The sequence below is a fragment of the Aneurinibacillus sp. Ricciae_BoGa-3 genome (assembly GCF_028421645.1).
In the GTDB taxonomy this organism is placed as follows: Bacteria; Bacillota; Bacilli; order Aneurinibacillales; family Aneurinibacillaceae; genus Aneurinibacillus_B.
In genome coordinates this window covers 426,705-448,342 of record NZ_CP116887.1, presented here as the reverse complement: position 1 = coordinate 448,342, position 21,638 = coordinate 426,705, and the positions used below count along the sequence as shown (strand labels likewise).

Genomic DNA, 21,638 nt, shown 5'->3' with positions numbered 1-21,638 from the left:
ATGAATGGAGGAAACAGAATGGACACGGGAAGCCATCTGTTGTGCGGTGTTACGTTAGCGGGCTTAGCCCACCTGGATCCTTTCGTCGCCAATCACCCTGGATTCGCCACAGTTCTTATGATCGGCACAATAATGGGTTCCCATGCGCCGGATTTTGATATGGCCGCAAGAATCAAGGGATTTGCGGCGTATATCCGGTATCACAGAGGAGTCACCCACTCGTTTCCGGCTTTATTTGCCTGGCCTCTGCTTATTGCCGTTGTATTAGCTAAAGGGTTCGGTGTGGAAGAACAATGGATGACCCTTTATTTATGGACTTTTGCCGCTGTGGTCATACACGTTGGGCTGGATATGCTGAATTCTTATGGGGTACAGTGTTTTCGGCCCTTCAGCAGGAAGTGGATCCACCTGGACATTCTGGCCATTTTTGAACCGGTTTTGTTTTTGCTCCATGCGGGTGGATTGATATTCTGGTTGTCGCTGCATTACAGTCCCGCCCCTATTTTTGTTGGCGTGTATGCGGCCAGTTTTTCCTACATTGGTCTGAGAGCCTGGCACCATGCGCTTGTCTTGCAAAAAGTGGCAGCCTGCCTCGCAATTACGGGTATCATTCAGGTGCTGCCGACGTTTTCCTGGTTCCATTGGAGATTTGTACTGGAAACAGAAGCTTGCTTTTATACCGGTCAAGTCGTACATGGAAGGGTCACGCTTGAGGATGTGTATTCGAAACAAAAACGCAATGCGGTCATTCAAGCCACGCTGGGAACCGATGGGGTGCGGGCTTTCTTGGGATTTGCGCAGCGCATCCATGTTACGTGCAGAGAACTGCAGGATGGGTATGAAGTGCGGTGGAGCGACGTCCGCTTCTGGTATAAACGCAAGCTCCCTTTTGGTGTGGATGTGAAGCTCGACCGTAATATGCGCGTCATAAAACATACGCTGGGGTGGCGGAAAAAGGTCTGGGACCCTCCCTTCGTGTAATTTTTTAAATAAAGTTAGATAAAGGGTGCCAGGGGAGATGCTACAATGCATACTCGTTGCCAAGGGCATCCTTTATCTCGTTTATCCTTCGGCGGGTGTATTCATAACCCGACGTTACGCAGTCCGTTATTTTTGAAAAATCCAATATACCGATCGCGCTGGCTTCTGGCTGCAAAATAATATCTGCCTTAGTCATTAACTGCTTTGCCTGAGACGCAAGATTCATGCTAACAGCGCGGGATACGATAGATAATAAGGAATCGAATGATGTTTTAACAGGTTCCACACACACTAAATTGACAGCAATCACTTTGTCTGCGCCAAGCGCTTTCACAGCAGCAATCGGACAATTATCGATGATGCCCCCGTCTACTAGAAACCTTCCCTGGTGAATAACCGGTTTAAAGAGAGCTGGGATGGATACACTGGCTAGAACGGCATCCGCTACACTCATATTGGTAATCATTTCTGCACCCTGACAGGGAGTGACTAAAGGGCGGGAGGAAAGAATCATTTGTCTCCCCTGCATTAAATCTGCCGAAAGCAGTGCCACAGGCAATTTCAATTCAGACATCCCGCAATCATGGGTTAAGCGCGAAACAAAATGATGAAGTTTTCTGCCTTTGATCAATCCCCGTACTTTTACATCGCGGATGAGCAGCCTTTTAAAGAAGTTCCAGTAGTCGAAATCAAGGAACCTCTTTGATAGTGATGGTATCAATTCAATTAATTGTTCAGGTGAATAGCCATAGCCATATAAGGCGGCGACAACGGCGCCTGAGCTTGTCCCCGCTATAGAGTGTATTTCAATTCCCGACTCTTTGAGTGCCTGCAATGCACCCAGGTGCGCACATCCTACTACCCCGCCCCCACCTAAAGCAATACCGACTTTTGTCATATTATAAATCCCTCGCCCAGGTAAATAATTTGTCATTAAATTATTTGCCAAAGAAGAGCCAAGTATTCCTTAAAGTTCCGCACGGTTTGGACATCTATCCCTTTCAAAGAATCAACATGCTTCATATGCTAACAGAAAAGTAATAATGCGAAAGGAACCAAAGATTATGGTCACGAGGTTAGGACGTGATTAGTTGAATATCTTCATTATTGCTCCTCCCGTCTATACGGTTTCTGCTTCTTCTGGAAGCTCGGTTGAAATTTCTATTTACCAGATAACCAAGCGGACAGCAAACTGCCACAATATCACTGTTTTCAGCAGAAAATCTAAAAAACTACCAGAAGTTTCGTCGGAAGGGAACCTCACCATTGTTAGAATTAACGGGAAAACTAATTATTTACAAAAGGCAATTAGTTACGCCCATGAGCATAATTTTGATTGTATCCAAGTGGAGAACCGCCCCGGGTATGTTCTTGAACTTCGTAAAGAGCTGCCCAATACACCGATCATTCTGGTTCTTCATTCCCTTACATTCCTAAACAAATTAAGTACAAGTGATCAAGACCTTGTGTTACAGACAACAGATGCCGTTATTTGCAACAGCAACTTCATCAAGGAATATTATATTCAACAATTTCCCCATTATGCCAATAAATTTCATTGCATTTACCTTGGAGTGGATACCGAGCGTTTTACTCCTCCTACTCCAGAAGAAAAAAATAAATTATTGTCCAGGTATTTTTCAAACTATGCATTTAATGTGCTTTATACAGGCCGAATTGTGCCCGGTAAAGGTATTCACATTCTGATTAGCGCGGTTGCTAATGTTAGGAAACAGTACCCTTTTATACGACTGATTGTTGTAGGGCCTTCCATCAACAAAAAGTATAAGAAACAGTTGAAAATCGAGGCACGGCAGGCAAAAGTTCCTGTTGAATTCTGGAATGCAGTAAAACCCTCAGATATCCATCGCATGTACTGGCTCGCACACTGTTTTGTTTGTCCCACCCAGTTACCGGAAGCGTTTGGCTTGGTAAACGTGGAAGCGATGGCGTGTGAGCTTCCTGTTATCGCTTCCAGGCGCGGAGGGATACCTGAAATTATCGATGAAAACAGCGGTATATTAATCGACGATTATGAAAATCCTCACGCCTTTGCCAGAGCCATCCTAAAAATTATCGCTTGTCCCCAACTTGCTGATTCATTTGCTAAAAAAGGAAGAGATGTGGTTTTGCAGAAATTTGACTGGGACACGACAGCAAATCGATATCTTCTCTTTTATACTAATTTCATCAATCAGCGTTCGGCGCCACTCTAAGGATATGCGGTCCCTTGATGATCAGGAGACCGCTTTTGTAATTGAAAAAAATATTGATGAAATGACCCTTTCGCATCCTTTCAATTTGCCTTTGACGACATAACATATAGTAACGCTTATGGAAAGGAGGACAAAACTATGGCGGCAAGGCGTTATGAAGATGGAATTAGGGGTGAGTTGAAGCGTCTACAGGGAGAGCGTGTTCTCATCTTTCTTGAAGGTATTCAGGTGGAGGGCACCTTGGAGGAAGTAGGCAGAGATATTGTTACACTGCGGGTAGATGCAACTGATCCAGTTAAAGTCAGTACAAGTAGTAAAGATTTGAAAGAGATGGTGTTAGCTAAGATTAGAATCAGAAAAATTCTTGCTGTTGGTCCTGGTATGACTTCTGCAAATCATTAATTTAAGCTTTGATAGGCTCGGATCTTTATTGTCCCGGCCTATCAAAGCTTCACTCGGCATGAACCCGAAGTTCATCTTGTCTCCTTGCATGAAACGATGCTGTTCCAACTTGTTGACCTTTTTATTCTGGTCAGTTCTATTATTAACAAAAGCTGATTAAATATAGAATAACAAGAATTCGATGGGAGTTGTTCACATGCAAAAGATGATGGCATTTTTAGTTGTTGTTATGCTTGTATTATTCGTTCCCGTTATTTCGTTTGCTAAAACTGTACAAGCCTCCTATATGAAAACATCCATTCAGATTAATGTTGATGGTCGACCGGTGAGCCTGCGCCATCCGGTTGTTCTAACAAATAAAGGTATCGTAATGTTTCCGGCGAGGTCCGTATTAGTAGCCTTGAGGGCAAGACTATCGTGGGATCCAAAAACAAATACATTAACCGCAATAAAAAATCACACCACGCTAAGGCTTAAAGTTGGGGATAACATCGCCAGATGGGACAACGACAACACTATGACACAACAAGCGCCCTTTATAGTGAACGGAAACCTTATGGTCCAGGGGCAACTGCTCATTGATGCATTCACGGCCAGTAACGAAGTAGACTTGCAAAATAAAATTATTCATCTATCAACTGTACACTCATACTCTAATAGTTATAACAATACGCTCTGATGTAACTTATCTTACGGAGTATTCACATATACCTTATATTATGTTCGTCTTCAATTAGTAAATTGACCGTCTCCGGCAATGGACAGGCTAGCCATTGTTGGAGACTCACTTTTTTCTGGCTGCTGTAAAAATCCTTCTCTGCCTCCTGATTTTCTGCTAAAATAGCAATATAATTGTTTTCCACCACCTATTGAATCAACAATACCCACACACTCCCCCTACTGCACGGCGCCACTGAAAAAATGCTTACATTTCATTGATTTTTCACTATTCTCCCCTAAAATTCATAGCTAAGTTAGACGATGTTATCTATGTACTTTTGTCTATCAACCAGCGCTAATATATAAATGCCGTCCACCATCCACGGGATATCTACCAGACAAACAAGAATAATCACATTCCAAAGGGTGTATTTAAGTGAAATTTAAAAAGAAACGCTTTATAACGAATCTGCAAAAGGGAATATTCCTCTTTTTTATTTTTTCAATCGCGGTTGTCCTTCTTTTTTTGGCGGCCTTGCAAAAACCTAATTTCTTGAATAATGAACAGGGTAAAGCAACGATCAACGCTGCGGTTCTTCGTTACCAACCTGTACTCCATAAATTTGCAGTGAAGTATGGAGTGAGCAGCTATGAACAATTCCTATTGGCTCAAATGATGCAGGAATCCGGTGGCCAGGGCGGTGATCCGATGCAGGCCAGTGAAAGTTTAGGATTGCCGCCCAACACCATTACCAATCCCGAACAAAGCATCGAAACAGGTGTACGGCACTTCGCTACTGTTCTAAAGCTAGCTGACGGCGACTTAAAGCTAGCAACTCAATCGTATAATTTTGGTATAGGATTTATCCAATACGCAAAAGATCATGGGGGCTATTCAAAGCAAAATGCAGTAGCCTTCTCGCAGATAATGGCAAAAAAGTACAGTTGGAAAACTTATGGCGATATCGATTATGTTGAACATGTATTCCGGTATTATAACAGAACAAACACGCATTTATCCCAGACAAAAACCTGACTACTCTTTGTCCCCTATCGGCAAATAGCCAGCATGATACTGTATTACACGGTACATTGCCGGCTATTTGCGTTTTATTATTTCCATTGATATACATAAAATTAAGAAATGAAACGGAATAACATTGATACTTGGGAGAAAACCGATCATCCACCCAAGTTGGGTAAAGTATCATTATTGGAAAAAGTAAACGAATTGGTATAATATACTGATAGCATTATGAGATACCAGCTTTTTTAGTTAGAATCTAAAAAAGCAATCTGATACAAGAAAAAGGAGCAGAAATGAAACCAATCATTATCACAGCCATTTTAAAGCCAAAAGAAGGCTTCCAAGACCAATTGTTATCCGAACTCAAAAAAGTTCAATTGGCATCCAGGGAAGAAATTGGTTGTATAGAGTACAACCTCAACCAGTCTGTTGAAGACGATACATTCGTTCTATATGAAGTATGGAAAGACAACGAAGCATTAGATCGTCATGCTGGGTCCAGCCATTATCAAGAATACCGAAACAACATCAAAGACTTCGTTTCAACCAGAGAAGTGTATAAGATGAAAACCATCAATTAAAACACGGACACACGAATGCTGGATGTTTGTGCCTTTAAACCCCTAAATACTAGTCAGGCGTAGGCGGTTGGTATTCAGGGGTTTGTTGCATTGTGTCTTCTGCCCCATTCCATGGTGAGTTCCATTTATCACCAAAAATAAGTTGATTTAATGTCCTTCTTTTTTCCCAATTCGCCAATTCTAACAACGGTTTTTCAGGATAATTATCCGTGTAACCAATCGAAATGAGCGCAATGGGATCAATATGCGGTGGAATTTCTAATATGTCACGGATGTCATTTTTTTTGTAAAAACTAACCCAGCCCATGGCTAATCCTTCAGAGTAAGCCGCTAACCACATATTTTGAATGGCACAAGCGGTTGAAAGAATATCTGTTTCGGGAATGGAATTACGGCCTAAAACATGCGAGCCGCCTCTGGAAGGGTCGCATGTGACACAAAACGTGATGGGCGCTTCTTTCAAACCTTCAACTTTTAAACGAAGGAACTTACTTTCCTTTTCCCCTTCGTAATGAATGGCCAACGCCCTTCTTTCTTTATCAGCGGCCCAGGCAAGACGTTCCTTAATTTCAGTCGAGGAAATCACAATGAAGTTCCATGGTTGCATAAATCCGACCGAGGGTGCGTGATGAGCAGCATCTAATATTTTATTAATAGTCTCTTCAGGAATCGCGTAAGGTAAAAAACTTCGAATATCCCTCCTATTGTATATGGCTTTATAAACGGCTGCCTTTTCCATTTCAGAAAACATGTTGTCCCCTCCGTTGACTCGAAAATTAAAAACATATGTTAAAACCCCAATCTCTTCAGATCGGGGTTAGTGTCATTCCTTTTACCCGTTTACTAGTTCACAAGGGCACGTAGATCATTTTGTATATAAATTTAAAATTTATAGTTTATAACATCTTTAATCGCATCATAACAAAAATCTGTCGAATTAGCTATACATGAGCTGCATGAAGTTAGCTTTGCCTTCTTGTCAGTTGTCTTTACCTATCTGTTTCACTCGCTTTTCTTAGACTCGTGTTCACAACTTCCGCATTGCCAAGGTATTCAGACTGCCACCCGCTCTTTACACCCCAAGCATAGAACAGCAATGATAAAACGGCAATAACGATCATATCTACCCCATATGGCAGCACATTGATACCGCCAAATTTATTGCTTCCAATATATGATATGATTGTCATAAACAACAGATAGGTGATAAACCACACACCAGCTTTAAACTGACTGCCAAAATTATTCCACCCACGTTTTCCCTCGAAGTACAGATATATCGGCAGGCCAATAAGCATAATAATCATGACTTGCCCTGTTAGCGGCCAGCGAGCCCAATAGAGAATTAACGAAGCAAAAACAAATCCCACAGGCGCAATAGCAGCCATTCCTTTCAAACGAAGAGGCCTGTGAAAGTTTGCTGCCGATTTACGGAGTGCCATGACGGAAACCGGTCCCGTAACATACGAGATAACGGTGGCTACCGAAATGATTTCCGCGAGCGCTCCCCAGCCTCTGAATATGAAAAGGAAAAGAAAACAAACCAACAGGTTAAACCACATTGCTGGACGAGGAACGCCATATAGTGGATGAATGTGCCCAAAGATTTTTGGAAAGTGGCCGTTTTGCTCAAGTCCATAAATCATTCGCGCTGTTGTAGCAGTATAAGTAGTTCCAGTGCCAGATGGTGATACAAACGCGTCCACATACAGCAGGATCGCAAGCCAGTTTAAGTTGAGGGCCAGAGCCAGGTCTGCAAATGGCGAATTAAAATTTATGTGGGACCATCCGTGTGCAAGAACATCAGATGGCACCGATCCGATATAAGCGATTTGCAGGCAGACATATATTACTGCCGCAATCAAAACGGATCCAATAACCGCAATGGGTATCGAACGGCTAGGTGTGCGCGCTTCTCCCGCCATATTAATCGGGCTTTGAAACCCGTTGAACGCAAAAACAATACCGGATGTCGCCACAGCAGTCAGCACGTTTGCCCATCCGTATGGAGCAAAGCCTTGTCCGCTTGTGAAGTTGCTGGAATGAAACCCGGTTAGCACTAGACCAAGAATAGTAGCCCCTGGAATGATAAATTTAAACACAGTAATTAGCGTGTTCACCCGGGCGAATAGCTTAACAGTCCAATAGTTTAGTAGAAAATAAATAATAACAAGCAAGGCAGCAAGCAATAGCCCTGGAAGGGTAAGCTGGCCGTTCGCTGATAAACCGTGTGTCCACTTGGCCCATGCCCACGGCCATGAACTCATATACTGGATAGAGGCCACTGCTTCTACAGGAATAACAGAGACAATAGCAATCCAGTTCGCCCACCCTGCAATAAACCCAACAAATGATCCATGAGAGTATTGGGCGTAGCGGACCATCCCGCCTGCTTCGGGAAACATAGTCCCAAGTTCAGCATAAGTCAGTGCAATAAACAAGATAACAACCATGCCAATCACCCAGGCCCATATAGAAGCAGGTCCGGCTATTTTGGCCGCTTTCCAGGCACCAAACAGCCAACCTGAGCCAATGATGGAGCCAAGACCAGTCATCGTCAGTGCAAATGTTCCAATATTTCGGTGCAGGTTCTTCACAACGTTCCCTCCTTTTTTGATGTTAAGAAAGTTTACATGTAAACATTATACGTTTCTTTTGTTTACAGCACCAGTACCATATTGGAATCCCAACTTTTACAAGGTTTCATAATAAAAGCCAGGCGCTGCACCCGTGAACTGATGATTTGTCGGAATTAATGCTTTTTTTTCACTGATTTCGTAGCCATGGGTAAGACTTGATCAAGCCATTTAAACGCTATTTGATGTCATCATATCTCCCATGGTGGCAATAAATAGTTGAATATTCAATTTTCCTTGCAGCAATCGAGCGATTGGTTTCATTCGTACTCTGCTCAAATACTGTCGGTGCGTTCAGGACTAAGAGGCCTTTCTCCACTTAGCGGTTGATCATTACCACTCTCGGACCTCTCCATAACCTTTGGAATGGCCGTTTTCCACACTTTCTCTAAAATCGTTACAGGTTGTTGGATGATCTCTGCTCCATTTACGCGGATAATCAATTGTTCTTTTCCGACAGCCCCTAACTCAACAATAAAAATCCCCTGTGATTTCGCCATTTCCGTTAGTTGATTTGCAAGGTTTGCAGGTATCGTTAGTAGTATCCGGGATTGCGATTCGCTAAATAAATAAATGTCAGGGCGAAGGTTGGTTGATAGGGTTATCTCTGCGCCTACGCTTCCGGCAATGCAGCTTTCCGCAAGCGCAACCGCTACGCCTCCTTCCGATAAATCGTGAGCGGATGTTACCATCCCCGCTCGGATTGCGTCCAATACAAACCGCTGAATCCGATATTCCTCGTCTAGATCTATCTGAGGTGGACGTCCTTGGATTTTACCAAGAGTCAGCTTTTGATATTCTGATCCACCTACATCTGACTTTGTTCTGCCAACCAGATAAATCCGGTCACCTTCATTTTTAAAACCCTGTGTTGTGATATGGTCAACATCCTCTATCAGGCCGACCATACCTACAGTCGGTGTAGGATAAATGGCGACACCATTGATTTCATTGTAAAAGCTTACATTACCACCGATAACGGGTGTATTTAGCTTTCGGCAGGCTTCGCTCATACCATCTACAGCCTGTTCAAACTGCCAAAAGATTTCAGGTTTTTCAGGGCTTCCAAAATTCAAGTTATCCGTAACAGCTAAAGGTTCTGCACCGGAGCAAATCACATTTCGGGCCGCCTCAGCGACCGCAATGGCTCCTCCCTGGTAAGGGTCTAAATAAACATAGCGCGCATTGCAATCCGTAACCATGGCCAATGCTTTTCGTGTATCCCTGATTCTAATTACGGCAGCATCGGAGCCCGGGCATACTGATGTATTTGTGCGCACCATATAATCGTATTGATTGAAAACCCATTCCTTACTGGCTATTGTGTGGGTTCCAAGCAAATTTAGAAGCGTTCTGTTATAATCTTCTGCTTCAGGTAATTCGGTGGCATCAATGGCGGCGAATTCATCATAATAGGAAGCAACCTTCGAAGGCTTGCAGTACACAGGAGCATCAGCTGCCAACTTGTCCACTGGAATTTCTGCTGCGACCTTCCCCTTATGAGTAACACGAAGCATAGGCCCAGCTGTGACTTTTCCAATGACAGCTGAGTGAAGCCCCCATTTGTCAAAGATTTTTTTCACTTCTTGTTCCTTTCCTTGCCGCACGACAACGAGCATTCGTTCCTGTGATTCTGACAGCATCATCTCGTACGCTGACATTCCCTTTTCACGTTGGGGAAGCCGATCAAGATTGAGTTCAATCCCATTTCCAGCCTTGCTCGCCATCTCCGAACTAGAGCTCGTTAAACCAGCCGCTCCCATATCCTGAATGCCTTCCACATATCCTGAAGCAATCAGTTCCAGCGTTGCTTCAAGCAAAAGTTTCTCCATGAAGGGATCTCCCACTTGAACAGCCGGACGTTTTGCTTCAGATTCCTCACTTAGTTCTTCCGAGGCAAATGTAGCCCCATGAATTCCGTCTCTGCCCGTAGCGGCTCCTATGTAGATCACGGGATTTCCAATCCCTTTTGCAACCCCTTTTTGTATTTGATCATGCTTTATCAGTCCTACACACATAGCGTTCACCAGCGGATTTCCTTCATAGGAAGGATCAAAGTATACTTCCCCGCCTACTGTAGGAATGCCTATGCAATTTCCATAACCTGCAATTCCTGCTACTACGTTTTCAAATAAGTACTTAGTCCGAAGATTATTTAGTTCCCCAAATCGCAAGGAATTTAGCAGAGCGATAGGCCGCGCTCCCATTGAAAAGACGTCACGAATGATCCCCCCGACACCTGTAGCCGCCCCCTGATAAGGTTCGATCGCAGAAGGGTGGTTATGGCTTTCAATCTTAAACACAACCGCCTGATTATCTCCAATATCCACTACGCCTGCACCTTCTCCAGGTCCCTGAAGCACTCGGGGACCTTTCGTTGGAAAACGGCGGAGCACTTCCTTGGAGTTCTTATAGCTGCAATGCTCGGACCACATTACACTGAAGACTCCAGTTTCCGTGTAATTCGGATGTCTGCCAAGCGTTTTCACAGCCCTTTCATATTCCTCGTCTGTTAGGCCCATTTGCCGGTAGATTTTTTGTTCCTTTATCTCCTGAGGAGTGGGTTCTTTATGCTGCACCGTTGCGCTGCCTCCAATACCTTAAAATTGATGTAAACATCCGCCTGCCATCCGTAGAACCTAACCATTGATGAATAGCCCGTTCAGGATGGGGCATCATTCCCAGAACATTTCCTTCTTTATTAACAATGCCTGCTATTTCCTTAATGGAACCATTCGGGTTTAATCCTTCATAGCGAAAAACAATTTGACTATTCTTTTCGAGCTGTTGAAGCGTTTCGTTATCGCAGTAATAATTCCCGTCACCATGGGCAATGGGAATTTTTATCCATTCTCCTTCTGTGTACTCCAAAGTAAAGGGCGTTTGATTGTTTTCTACCTTTAAATCAACCATTTTGCATTGAAATTTCAAACTGATATTCCTGCGAAGAGCGCCTGGAAGGAGGCCTGCCTCGGTTAAGATTTGAAACCCATTGCAAACTCCTAAAATTAATTTGCCTTGTTCGGCCATGCTTTTCACCTGTCCCATAACCGGCGTTAAGCTGGCCAGCGCACCAGGCCGAAGATAGTCCCCGTAAGAAAACCCCCGGGCAAGAGAAGAGCATCATACTTTAAGAGATCGGTTTCCGTATTCCATACATACTCCACCGGTTCGGCTAGGCAATCCTCTATCGCTTTATACATATCTATATCACAATTGGAGCCAGGAAACATAAGGACAGCAAATTTCATCACCTACACTCCTTTCATTTCGAGACGGTATTCTTCAATGACAGTATTGGCAAGAAGTTTCTTACACATTTCTTCAATCCGCTCGCGCGCGGTTTCTTCTTTGTCAGCATCAATCTGTAAATTCATGTACTTGCCAATCCGTACCTCTCCCACCTCATCAAAGCCTAAGGAATGCAGGGACTCACGGACCGCGTTTCCCTGAGGATCTAAGACGCTTTCCTTTAACGTAACGTATACGGTTGCTTTAAACATTTTCTTGCCCTCCCAAACGACGCAGTATTTCCCGATAGGCCTCTTCTACATTTCCTAAATCTCTGCGGAAACGGTCTTTATCAAGTTTCTCCATTGTATTAGCGTCCCAAAAACGACAGGTATCTGGAGAGATTTCATCAGCCAAGATAAGCTGCCCTTCCGGTGTTTTCCCAAATTCCAGTTTAAAATCGACCAGGATTACCTTTCGGCCCGCAAGGTACTCCTTGAGAACATCGTTTACTCTTAGACTTATTTCCTTTATGTGATTCAGTTCTTCTCTGACTGCTATATTAAGAACCGCTACATGATCATCATTCAAAATCGGATCACCTAACTCATCGTTTTTGTAATACCATTCCACGATAGGTTTAGAAAGCGGGGTTCCTTCTTCCCAGCCTAATCGTTTGGCCAGAGAACCGGCAGCAATATTTCGGGTGACAACTTCGAGCGGAACAATCGTAACTTCACGAACAATTTGCTCCGTGTCCGAAACCGTCTTCACAAAATGATTTTCGATACCCTTTTGCTTAAGCAGGCTTAAAAAAATAGCGCTTATTTGGTTATTTAGAGCACCTTTGCCTGTGATTTCTGCTTTTTTGGCACCGTTAAAAGCAGTAGCATCGTCTTTATATTCCAGCCAAAAAAAACCGGGTTCGGAAGTTCTATACACTTTTTTCGCTTTGCCTTCATACAGCTGTTCACGTTTTTCCATGCTTATTTTCCCCCTCACCATATTCCCATCTGTTGAATTTGTTCAATTGCTTGCTCAACAGAAGAAGATAAAAAATTTACGTGACCCATCTTACGTTTTTTTCGGCTCTCGGCTTTACCGTATAAATGGAGCTTAGCCGTGGAAGGCAGCTCGTCGATTTTACTCATTACGGAATCAAGATGCTCACCCAAGATATTAACCATAACTACCGGGGTTAACACGGAGGTGTCGCCCAGTGGCAAACCGCACACAGCCCGAATATGCTGTTCAAATTGGGATGTTATACAAGCCTCCATCGTATAATGGCCAGAATTATGCGGCCTTGGAGCTAATTCGTTTACAAAAATATCCCCATCCTTAGTAAGAAACATTTCAACAGCAATCAACCCTACAACTTTTAGAGCTTCAGCCACTTGCAAAGCCATTTTTTCTGCCTTCTCTGCTTGTTCTTGGCTAATTCTCGCTGGAACGAGTGTTTGATGCAAAATATTTTCAACATGTATATTCTCACCTACCGGAAAGGCTTTTACCTCCCCTTGTAAATTCCTGGCCACAACGACCGATAGCTCTTTGTCGAAAGAGATAAATTGTTCGACGATCAATTCGAGCCCTGTCTGTTGCGCCTGTGCAAAAGCGGAAGGGATCTGCTGTTCATCGCGAATTACCCACTGGCCCTTTCCATCGTATCCACCAGTGGCTGTTTTCATTACACAGGGTACCCCTAAAGCCGCAACTGCGGTTCGCAAATCCTGCTCTGTTGTGATAATTCGAAAAGGAGCTACCTGTATATCCATTGACTCGAGGGTAGTTTTTTCTCTAACCCTGTGCTGCGTGATCTTTAGGAGCCCACTACCCTGAGGAACAAATGCATTACTTTCCAACTGGGCAGCGACTTCTGCGTCCACATTCTCGAATTCGTATGTGACCACATCGGATAAACTCGCCAGTTGTTTAGCTGCATTTACATCAGAAAAGGAGGCGGTAATTTGACTGTCCGCTACTTGCCCGCTTGGAGAATCATCAGTTGGATCCAGTACAACAAAACGATAGCCCATTTTCCGCCCGGCAAGTATCAACATTCTTCCTAACTGTCCGCCACCTAAGATTCCGATAGTGGCCCCTGGCCTAATCAATTTCACTTCAAATCCCCTCCCTCCATTACACTCATGCGAATTTTTTCCCTGCGTTGTATAACTCTCTGCTGTATTTCGGTATATTTAATCCCCAGGATTTGCGCTGCCAATAATCCCGCATTGATGGCTCCGGCTTTTCCAATTGCAACGGTGGCGACCGGGATTCCACCTGGCATTTGCACAATAGAAAGCAATGAATCCAGGCCGCTCAAAGCAGAAGACTTTATGGGCACACCAATAACCGGTAATTCAGTTTTTGCAGCCACCATGCCTGGCAGATGGGCAGCGCCCCCTGCACCTGCAATAATCACCTCAAGTCCTCTTTCTTTAGCACATTCTGCGAATTGAAACATCAAATCCGGCGTTCTATGAGCAGAAACCACTTGTTTCTCATAGCCAATTTGTAATTCATCGAGCACAATACATGTTTCTTTCATCGTTTCCCAATCCGACGTACTGCCCATAATAACCGCAACCCTGGTTTGCATCATTGAACACTTCCTTAACTGTTTACTTACCTCGCTCCCTACTTAGTTAATTCTTAAATTAGGATTTGCTACTCACTCCATTTATACTTATAGAATTTGGCCAAAAAAGTTAGGACAAATTGATAAATTCTTTTTTCGGGTAAAGAATAGGACAAAAAAGTATAAAGAGCGGAGGGATATTGTGTTTTCAGAGATAGCGGAAGAATGTGGGGTATTTGGTATATTCAATCACCCTAAGGCGGCCGATTTAACCTATTACGGGCTACATGCGCTGCAGCACCGCGGCCAGGAAAGTGCCGGTATTGTAGCTAGCGATGGTGAAAGGTTCAATTATCATCGAGGAATGGGATTAGTTACAAAAGTATTCTCACGGGAAATTCTTGACCAACTAAAAGGAAATAGAGCGATCGGGCACGTCCGGTATTCCACTACAGGTGAAAGTTTATTGCGCAATGCCCAACCGCTTGTTTTCAAATATCGTGAGGGCGATCTCGCTATTGCTCATAACGGAAATCTGGTGAATGCGAACTTTGAACGAAAAATCCTTCAGGAACAAGGAAGCATCTTTCAAACGACAACGGATACGGAGATTATTGCCCATCTGCTTGCCCGTTCAGCCAAAAAGTATATGGAACAAGCAGCACCCGCTATTCTACAACGTATTGAGGGAGCCTTTGCTCTGCTGATGATGACTGAAAAGAAAATGGTAGTGGCATTGGACAGACACGGCTTACGTCCTCTTACCCTTGGAAAAATAGGCGATTCGTTTGTGGCTGCTTCAGAAACGTGTGCACTGGACGCGATCGATGCAAAGTTTTGGCGTGACGTGGAACCGGGGGAATGGCTTGTTATCGATGAAAATGGAATACAAACAGGGCGGTTTGCATCCCAGGAAAAACAGTCACTATGTTCATTTGAATTTGTTTATTTTGCCCGGCCAGACAGCAGAATTCAAGGGAAAAGCGTTTTAGCTACCCGCAAAGAACTCGGGCAAATCCTTGCGCAAGAGCATCCGGCGGACGCTGATGTTGTTATCGGGGTTCCCGAATCCAGTTTGCCGGCGGCTATCGGATATGCAGAGCGATCTGGAATCCCTTACGAAATGGGGCTTATTAAAAATCCATACGTCGGCCGCTCATTTATTGAACCAACCCAAGAGCTGCGCGAACTGGCTGTACGCCTTAAATTGAGTGCTGTCCGGGATGTATTGGAAGGAAAAAGGGCCATTCTGGTTGACGATTCGATTGTAAGAGGGACAACCAGCAAACGAATTGTACAGCTTATCAGGCAAGCGGGAGCGAAGGAAGTCCATGTGCGGATTAGTTCCCCGATGGTTCGAAACCCTTGTTTTTATGGAATTGATATGCCGACAAAACAAGAATTATTTGCGCACAAAATTACAGAGACGGAAAGAATGGAACATCTTATCGGGGCGGATTCATTGGCTTTTCTAAGCAGCGCGGGACTGTTGCAGGCGGTAGACGTTGACATGTCCGAAGTTCCAAATCGCTGTATCGCTTGTTTTAGCGGTGCTTATCCTACCCAATTGTATCTAAAATAGTCTCCACAGCCTAGGGAACGCTCCGTATAATGATGGAAACTGACGTGAATCCTAAAATGCGGGATTTTCCTGCAGCTATCTTGTAAGAAACAGGAGGGAATTCAAATGAAATTACGTGACATTATGACAACTGAGGTTCAAACCTGTTCACCGCAGGATTCACTGGTCCAGGTGGCCAAAATTATGTGGAAGGAAGATGTGGGGATTATACCGGTTGTGGAAGGCAACAAATTGGTTGGAGTCGTTACAGACCGTGATATCGTACTCCGCTGTGTAGCTGAGGGTGATGATATTAGAGCGACTACTGCACAAAAGTGTATAACTACAGATATGATCACAGCCACCCCTGATATGGATGCGCATGAGGCGGCAAGGTTAATGGGAGAACATCAAATCCGCCGGCTGCCGATCGTGGAAAACGGCCGTCTATCCGGTATTGTCGCGATCGGCGATATGGCTGTTGTCTCCATTCATGAAGACGAAGCAGGGCGAGCGCTTTCAGGAATTTCTGAGCCGGACGTGCCGCACCATTAATTTTCCGTCCATGCCTTTTATTAAACATCAATGAGAAAAACATCGTGGGCCAGCTCTGTTCCATACGCTCCACAGGGGGAAAGAAAGGTGCGGACATGCGCCTCACGATGTCTTTCTTGGATGTTTCGGGAGCAGAGGTCCTTTCTAAAAAGTCGCTCAAGGCACGTCATCATCTAAAAATTCACACCGTTATCATGGTTCGCAATTCCGCCACTACCGTGTGAAATGCATCTGCAAATCGGTGAATGTCCGTTTCCGTTGTATTGCGGCCCAGGCTGATTCGCACAGATCCATGTATATAACGGGGGTCCACCTGCATCGCAACCAGTACGTGAGAAGGTTCAGCGTTTGCGGATGAGCAAGCTGAACCGGCTGAAACATGAAATCCCATCCGATCCAAATTCAATAACAGTGCTTCTCCCAGGACATCCGCAACACAAATATTCAGCACATGTGGAAGCGTATGTGCATTACCGCTGGTGATGATGATTTCAGGAACATTGTGAATAAGCCGCGAAAGCAGTTTATCGCGCAAATCGCGCAACCTAACCATTTCAGAAGCCATTTCATCTATCGCTAAACGCACTGCTACAGCAGAACCATCGATTGCGGGCACATTCTCTGTTGCTGATCGCAATCCACGCTCTTGCCCCCCACCAAACAAAATGGGCTTTACTCGTGTGTGGCGATTAACATAGAGCACGCCCACCCCTTTTGGCCCATACATTTTATGCGGGGAAAAACTTAGCATATCCACCCCAAGATCTCGTACATTCACGGGAACTTTGCCAACAGCTTGGACGGCATCCGTATGGAATGTAATCTTATGCTGTTTGCATAACGCCGCGGCCTCAGCTACAGGCTGGAGCGTTCCTACTTCATTGTTGGCCATCATTATCGAAACCAGACAAGTCTCATTCCGCAAGGCATATTGTAAATCTTCCAGGCGAACCACACCTTCATGCGATACCGGCAGATAAGTGACCTCTGTTCCCTTTCTTTGTAGCTCACGGAAACATTCGAGTACTGAAGGATGTTCAATCTGGGTAGTGATAACATGTTTAGGACTTTGTTTGAGTCTCTTTAACATACCCAAGATGGCCAGATTGTTTGCTTCGGTTCCACTGGCAGTAAAGAAAATTTCCTTCGGTTGTGCGCCAATGGCAGATGCGACCATTTCTCGCGCGGATTCTAACCGCTTCTTCGCTGAACGCCCCCGCTCATGCAGGCTAGATGGATTGCCGAATTCACACGCAAAACTGTCCATCATCGCTACCAGAGCTTCCTGTCGCAGAGGAGTGGTTGAACAGTAATCAAGATAAGTCGTATGGTCCAACATTTATCCCCCCTCAGGCAATTTGCAGCATACGATTCAATGCGATTCTAGCATGGTGGGCAATCTTTTCTGAAACCGTAATCTGGTTGACTACCTCACCCTTCAAGATGGTTTCCAACACCCACAGCAAATGCTGCGGTGATATTCTATACATGGTAGAACAAGGACAGACGATAGGATTCAGTGACAAAATTCGCTGTTCAGGATGTGCCTTTGCAAGCCGACTGACTAAATTGATTTCTGTGCCAATCGCCCAAATGGTATCAGGCGGCGCGGCTTCGACCTGAGAAATAATAAACTCTGTAGAACCGCTTAGGTCGGCTGCGTTTACGACCTCGTGGGAACATTCTGGGTGTACCAGCACCTTAATAGTCGGATATTGTTTGCGCAATGAGTCAACATGGGACATATGAAAACGTTGATGTACGGAACAAAAACCTTTCCAAAGAATAACTTTCACATCCTCTGGTTTTTGTCCGGGCAGCCATTCGAAAGTCTGGCTTGCCTGGTTGTATACAACCATTTGTTGGTCAGGGATTTCCAGCGCTGTTGCTGTATTACGTCCCAAAAATTCATCAGGGAAGAACAGGATTCGTTCTCCCTGCTCAAAGGCCCAGGTTAACATCTTCTTCGCATTCGATGACGTACACACAGCTCCTCCATTAGCTCCGCAAAAAGCCTTCAAATTGGCAGCAGAGTTTACATACGTGATCGGAATGGTGGTTCCTCCAAACAAATCCGTTACCTCTGTCCAGCAATCTTCAACCTGTTCCATATCTGCCATATCAGCCATGGAACAGCCTGCGTTTAAATCTGGAAGTATAACCTTCTGCGCTGAGCTTGTTAAAATATCCGCTGTCTCGGCCATAAAATGGACACCGCAAAACACAATAAATTTTGCCTGTTCAGCCTTTTCTGCAAGCCGCGCGAGCTTAAATGAGTCTCCAGTGAAATCGGCAAACTGGATGACATCATCCCGTTGATAATGGTGGCCAACAATTAATAAATCTTGTCCAAGCTGTTTTTTAGCCTGCAGGATTCTCCCATACCATTCATTTTCCTTTAGATTCATATACTCTGCAGGCAGACCGGTCTGGATATGGTCAGACATCATATAACCCATGTAAATCCCTCCGATGGTGGTATTCAATGATCGCTTAAGCGTATTTTTTACTGCTGTTTATGATAGAAAGCCGTGTATTTGCTTTTTTACAAATAAATGTGTCGAGCTTCTCAAAGGACGGATCGTGCGCTGGAAAGTCCGCCCGATAGTGAGCGCCGCGGCTTTCCTCACGAAGCAGAGCGGATTGCAGAATGAGCATGGCTGTCTGCATCGCAGCTGCACGGGGATTAATCTGATTCATCGCCTCCAGCTGTCCCAGCCCCCATTGCAGCATCGCTTTGTCCCGCACGATTCCTGCGGATTTCCACATGACCGATTGAATCTGTCTCAGCATCTCACTATCGATGGATTCAAATTTCTGTATATCCGAATCAACGTAAGAACTGCCTGCTTGTTCGGACAAGTGACTGCTTTGCTGCAAATGTTCGGCGAGTTCATGAGCCATCACAATACATTCCAGTAAAGAATTACTCGCAAGCCGGTTTGCTCCGTGAATGCCCGTACTCGCGACTTCACCAATTGCGTAAAGGCCAGGTACATTCGTCTTGCCGGTTACATCTGCCACTACCCCTCCCATAATGAAGTGGGCTGCGGGTGTTACGGGAATAGGCATTTGTAAGGGATCTACCCCATGTTTTAAGCAGCCCTGATAAATGGTTGGGAATTTACTGTGGAATCCAGTGATTTTGGATGCATCAAGAAATATTCGATGGCCGGCCTGCTGCTGCTCATAGATACACCGGGCTACCTGGTCCCGGGGCGCTAGGTCGCCCTGTGGGTGATCGCTCATAATCTGTTTCCCGGTTTCATTGATTAAATGCGCACCCGCGCCTCGCACGGCCTCAGAGATGAGAAAACGCGGATTTGCCTCCATCTGCAAAGCAGTCGGATGAAATTGAATGAATTCCAAATTTCGCACATAAGCCCCTGCCTCATACGCAAGCGCAATGCCTTCACCCGTTGCCCCGACTGGATTTGTCGTATATTCAAATAACTGTCCCGCTCCACCGGTCGCAAGAACTGTGGCTCTTCGCCCTATCAAAAGCTGTTCCTGCGTATCCAGCTGAACAGAGGCTCCAAGCACCTTTCCTTGATTAAGATATAAGGAGGAAACACGGGCTGGAGAGAACCTTTGAATATTTGGGTGCTGGTTGATTTGTTCCGTGATAACTTTGAGCACATTTGCACCCGTAGCATCTCCTCCCGCATGAAGTATTCGATGTCTGCTATGCGCGCCCTCAAGTCCTAAAGACAATTGCCCTGTGTCATTGTGGTCAAATGTAACGCCAAGCTCCATCAACCAGTGCATCAGTTTTGGCGCGCGGTGCACAATGGCTTGCACAGCTGCTGCATTGGATAACCCGTCACCGGCGGCTAATGTATCGGCCAAATGTAAATGGGGATTATCCGATTTATCCATAGCGGCTGCAATCCCGCCCTGTGCGGCCCACGAATTACTCTTTGTCGGAGATTCCTTGGAAACAACGGCTACGCTGCCAAACTGGGCCAGGAGGTAAGCGGCTGTGCTTCCGGCAAGCCCACTGCCAATGATCACAAAATCAAACTCTGTAGTACACATGCTGCGCCTCCCATTTAACATCTATTTACCGGGAACTTCAAAAACAATATCCAATCCAACGTCAATACTTACCGCCGAATGGGTCAACGCGCCCATTGAAATATAATCTACGCCTGTACGCGCAACATCAGCTAATCGCTCCAGCGTCATATTGCCTGAGGCTTCTAACGGTACTTTGCCCGCTGTCATTTCAACCGCTTGAGCCATCGTTTCGCAATCCATGTTATCGAGTAGAATCAAATCAACAGTATAATCAAGTGCTACCTTTAATTGTTCCAGGGTATCCACTTCAATCTCGATTTTTGTAGACAAAGGAACTCCCTTTCTTACACGTTCAATTGCGTTTGAAATGCCGCCGGCCAGCAACACATGATTATCCTTAATCATCACCATGTCATCCAATCCGAAGCGATGATTGTAGCCTCCGCCCATGCTTACTGCATATTTTTCCAGGCCGCGCCATCCTGGTGTGGTCTTTCGGGTATCAAGCAGTTTTGTTCGGGTTCCTGCTAGCTTATCCGCGGCTTCTCTTGTTTTTGTTGCAATCCCTGTTAGACGGCCAAGAAAATTCAGGGCCGTCCTCTCCCCTGTTAAGATCGAACGTGCAGGGCCGGACAACACACATACCAGAGTTTTCTGTTCGGCCATAAAGCCATCCTCCACCATTTGTTTCACTTGAACGTTAGGATCTAACTCTTTAAAAACAAAATCAATTAACGGCAACCCTGCCACACAACAAGGCTCTTTGACATATACATTCGCAGTAGCATTTGCGGTCTCATCTATAAGAAGGTTGGTCGTATAATCTCCTCTACCAATGTCTTCTTGCAAAGCCATTCGTATAAGAGAATAAATTTGGTCTGTAAGAAACACTGTGAAAACCCCCCTTAAACTAACACAACTATATATACATGTGTATATACACAGTAGTATACAACTATTCGTGTAAAAGGTCTAACCTTTTGTGATTTTTTACACAAGAGTTGAATTCAACATAAGCATTCTGCGTTCGGAACCATTACTCTCATTCCATCTGATGGGAGTTTTAAACATGAGTATTAAATTCAGAAGTCCAATTTATGTCGGGTTTTCTAACATCATTTTTTAAAGAAAATGATTTTTTTATTAAAATGTTAAAGTTTAATTACGTTTGTTACATACTAAAC

The 21,638-nt window shown here is 44.6% G+C and carries 21 protein-coding genes and 1 pseudogene; 8 read left to right on the top strand and 14 right to left on the bottom strand.

Going from position 1 to position 21,638, the window contains the following annotated elements; all coding sequences use genetic code 11:
• The first annotated feature begins 18 nt into the window (after positions 1–18).
• The gene (locus tag PP175_RS02360) at positions 19–981 is read left to right on the top strand and encodes a metal-dependent hydrolase (RefSeq protein ID WP_272441272.1); all 963 of its coding nucleotides are present in this window, start codon (positions 19–21) and stop codon (positions 979–981) included.
• Between the two features lie 40 nt (positions 982–1,021).
• Here the strand turns inward: PP175_RS02360 and PP175_RS02355 are convergent, their stop codons facing one another.
• The gene (locus PP175_RS02355; protein ID WP_272441271.1) at positions 1,022–1,879 is read right to left on the bottom strand and encodes a patatin-like phospholipase family protein; all 858 of its coding nucleotides are present in this window, start codon (positions 1,877–1,879) and stop codon (positions 1,022–1,024) included.
• A 193-nt stretch (positions 1,880–2,072) separates the two neighbouring features.
• On the opposite strand from PP175_RS02355, the gene PP175_RS02350 reads away from it, so the two are divergent.
• The 3 genes from PP175_RS02350 (at position 2,073) to PP175_RS02340 (ending at position 4,278) form a co-directional block, all read left to right on the top strand.
• Positions 2,073–3,197: a glycosyltransferase family 4 protein gene (locus tag PP175_RS02350; RefSeq protein ID WP_272441270.1), complete on the top strand. Its 1,125-nt coding sequence runs from the start codon at positions 2,073–2,075 to the stop codon at positions 3,195–3,197.
• Between the two features lie 138 nt (positions 3,198–3,335).
• On the top strand, positions 3,336–3,599 hold the full coding sequence (locus PP175_RS02345) for a hypothetical protein (RefSeq protein ID WP_272441269.1): 264 nt from the start codon (positions 3,336–3,338) through the stop codon (positions 3,597–3,599).
• A 196-nt stretch (positions 3,600–3,795) separates the two neighbouring features.
• Positions 3,796–4,278, top strand: a complete 483-nt coding sequence (locus PP175_RS02340; protein WP_272441268.1) for a stalk domain-containing protein — start codon at positions 3,796–3,798, stop codon at positions 4,276–4,278.
• A 50-nt stretch (positions 4,279–4,328) separates the two neighbouring features.
• On the opposite strand, the gene PP175_RS02335 is transcribed toward PP175_RS02340, so the two are convergent.
• On the bottom strand, positions 4,329–4,487 hold the full coding sequence (locus PP175_RS02335) for a hypothetical protein (protein WP_272441267.1): 159 nt from the start codon (positions 4,485–4,487) through the stop codon (positions 4,329–4,331).
• A 208-nt stretch (positions 4,488–4,695) separates the two neighbouring features.
• Between PP175_RS02335 and PP175_RS02330 the strand changes: the two genes are divergently transcribed.
• Together PP175_RS02330 and PP175_RS02325 are read left to right on the top strand one after the other, a co-directional pair.
• Positions 4,696–5,295, top strand: coding sequence for a lysozyme family protein (locus PP175_RS02330; RefSeq protein WP_272441266.1), 600 nt, complete (start codon positions 4,696–4,698; stop codon positions 5,293–5,295).
• A gap of 284 nt (positions 5,296–5,579) precedes the next feature.
• Entirely contained in the window at positions 5,580–5,867 is a 288-nt protein-coding gene (locus PP175_RS02325; protein ID WP_272441265.1) for a putative quinol monooxygenase, read from the top strand.
• Between the two features lie 49 nt (positions 5,868–5,916).
• Here the strand turns inward: PP175_RS02325 and bluB are convergent, their stop codons facing one another.
• The 8 genes and pseudogenes from bluB to purE form a co-directional block, all read right to left on the bottom strand.
• Entirely contained in the window at positions 5,917–6,618 is a 702-nt protein-coding gene (gene bluB, locus PP175_RS02320; protein ID WP_272441264.1) for a 5,6-dimethylbenzimidazole synthase, read from the bottom strand.
• A 238-nt stretch (positions 6,619–6,856) separates the two neighbouring features.
• The gene (locus tag PP175_RS02315) at positions 6,857–8,464 is read right to left on the bottom strand and encodes a glutamate/serine transporter AimA (protein ID WP_272441263.1); all 1,608 of its coding nucleotides are present in this window, start codon (positions 8,462–8,464) and stop codon (positions 6,857–6,859) included.
• 314 nt (positions 8,465–8,778) lie between these two features.
• Positions 8,779–11,025: a phosphoribosylformylglycinamidine synthase subunit PurL gene (gene purL / locus PP175_RS02310; protein ID WP_442870444.1), complete on the bottom strand. Its 2,247-nt coding sequence runs from the start codon at positions 11,023–11,025 to the stop codon at positions 8,779–8,781.
• A gap of 46 nt (positions 11,026–11,071) precedes the next feature.
• Positions 11,072–11,754 (bottom strand): annotated as a pseudogene (gene purQ, locus PP175_RS02305) (phosphoribosylformylglycinamidine synthase subunit PurQ).
• 3 nt (positions 11,755–11,757) lie between these two features.
• Complete coding sequence (gene purS / locus PP175_RS02300; RefSeq protein WP_272441261.1) at positions 11,758–12,006, bottom strand: phosphoribosylformylglycinamidine synthase subunit PurS; 249 nt, start codon at positions 12,004–12,006, stop codon at positions 11,758–11,760.
• Positions 11,999–12,718 carry a phosphoribosylaminoimidazolesuccinocarboxamide synthase gene (purC, locus tag PP175_RS02295; RefSeq protein WP_272441260.1) on the bottom strand — a complete coding sequence of 240 codons (720 nt, stop codon included), beginning with the start codon at positions 12,716–12,718 and terminating at the stop codon, positions 11,999–12,001. The genes purS and purC overlap by 8 nt, the downstream gene beginning before the upstream one ends.
• 14 nt (positions 12,719–12,732) lie before the next feature.
• Positions 12,733–13,857 (bottom strand): 5-(carboxyamino)imidazole ribonucleotide synthase, encoded by a 1,125-nt coding sequence (purK, locus tag PP175_RS02290; protein WP_272441259.1) that lies wholly within the window; start codon positions 13,855–13,857, stop codon positions 12,733–12,735.
• A complete protein-coding gene (purE, locus tag PP175_RS02285) occupies positions 13,854–14,339 on the bottom strand; it encodes a 5-(carboxyamino)imidazole ribonucleotide mutase (protein ID WP_272443157.1) in 486 nt (161 codons plus the stop codon). The genes purK and purE overlap by 4 nt, the downstream gene beginning before the upstream one ends.
• A gap of 181 nt (positions 14,340–14,520) precedes the next feature.
• Between purE and purF the strand changes: the two genes are divergently transcribed.
• Positions 14,521–15,900: an amidophosphoribosyltransferase gene (purF, locus tag PP175_RS02280; RefSeq protein ID WP_272441258.1), complete on the top strand. Its 1,380-nt coding sequence runs from the start codon at positions 14,521–14,523 to the stop codon at positions 15,898–15,900.
• A gap of 105 nt (positions 15,901–16,005) precedes the next feature.
• On the top strand, positions 16,006–16,434 hold the full coding sequence (locus PP175_RS02275) for a CBS domain-containing protein (RefSeq protein ID WP_272441257.1): 429 nt from the start codon (positions 16,006–16,008) through the stop codon (positions 16,432–16,434).
• A gap of 181 nt (positions 16,435–16,615) precedes the next feature.
• Here the strand turns inward: PP175_RS02275 and PP175_RS02270 are convergent, their stop codons facing one another.
• From PP175_RS02270 to nadC, 4 genes are read right to left on the bottom strand one after another with little or no spacing between them, the layout of a single operon-like run.
• Positions 16,616–17,773 carry a cysteine desulfurase family protein gene (locus tag PP175_RS02270; protein ID WP_272441256.1) on the bottom strand — a complete coding sequence of 386 codons (1,158 nt, stop codon included), beginning with the start codon at positions 17,771–17,773 and terminating at the stop codon, positions 16,616–16,618.
• 10 nt (positions 17,774–17,783) lie between these two features.
• Complete coding sequence (gene nadA, locus PP175_RS02265) at positions 17,784–18,893, bottom strand: quinolinate synthase NadA (RefSeq protein WP_272441255.1); 1,110 nt, start codon at positions 18,891–18,893, stop codon at positions 17,784–17,786.
• 34 nt (positions 18,894–18,927) lie between these two features.
• A complete protein-coding gene (nadB, locus tag PP175_RS02260; protein WP_272441254.1) occupies positions 18,928–20,472 on the bottom strand; it encodes an L-aspartate oxidase in 1,545 nt (514 codons plus the stop codon).
• 21 nt (positions 20,473–20,493) lie between these two features.
• Positions 20,494–21,345, bottom strand: coding sequence for a carboxylating nicotinate-nucleotide diphosphorylase (gene nadC, locus PP175_RS02255; protein ID WP_272441253.1), 852 nt, complete (start codon positions 21,343–21,345; stop codon positions 20,494–20,496).
• Between the last annotated feature and the right edge of the window lie 293 nt (positions 21,346–21,638).

Coding starts and splice junctions, on each gene's coding strand:
- purL (WP_442870444.1), bottom strand. CDS start 11,025: ATGGGCCTAACAGACGAGGAATATGAAAGGGCTGTGAAAACGCTTGGC.
- purS (WP_272441261.1), bottom strand. CDS start 12,006: ATGTTTAAAGCAACCGTATACGTTACGTTAAAGGAAAGCGTCTTAGAT.
- PP175_RS02355 (WP_272441271.1), bottom strand. CDS start 1,879: ATGACAAAAGTCGGTATTGCTTTAGGTGGGGGCGGGGTAGTAGGATGT.
- PP175_RS02275 (WP_272441257.1), top strand. CDS start 16,006: ATGAAATTACGTGACATTATGACAACTGAGGTTCAAACCTGTTCACCG.
- PP175_RS02340 (WP_272441268.1), top strand. CDS start 3,796: ATGCAAAAGATGATGGCATTTTTAGTTGTTGTTATGCTTGTATTATTC.
- PP175_RS02360 (WP_272441272.1), top strand. CDS start 19: ATGGACACGGGAAGCCATCTGTTGTGCGGTGTTACGTTAGCGGGCTTA.
- nadA (WP_272441255.1), bottom strand. CDS start 18,893: ATGGGTTATATGATGTCTGACCATATCCAGACCGGTCTGCCTGCAGAG.
- purE (WP_272443157.1), bottom strand. CDS start 14,339: ATGCAAACCAGGGTTGCGGTTATTATGGGCAGTACGTCGGATTGGGAA.
- bluB (WP_272441264.1), bottom strand. CDS start 6,618: ATGTTTTCTGAAATGGAAAAGGCAGCCGTTTATAAAGCCATATACAAT.
- nadB (WP_272441254.1), bottom strand. CDS start 20,472: ATGTGTACTACAGAGTTTGATTTTGTGATCATTGGCAGTGGGCTTGCC.
- PP175_RS02345 (WP_272441269.1), top strand. CDS start 3,336: ATGGCGGCAAGGCGTTATGAAGATGGAATTAGGGGTGAGTTGAAGCGT.
- PP175_RS02270 (WP_272441256.1), bottom strand. CDS start 17,773: ATGTTGGACCATACGACTTATCTTGATTACTGTTCAACCACTCCTCTG.
- PP175_RS02325 (WP_272441265.1), top strand. CDS start 5,580: ATGAAACCAATCATTATCACAGCCATTTTAAAGCCAAAAGAAGGCTTC.
- purC (WP_272441260.1), bottom strand. CDS start 12,718: ATGGAAAAACGTGAACAGCTGTATGAAGGCAAAGCGAAAAAAGTGTAT.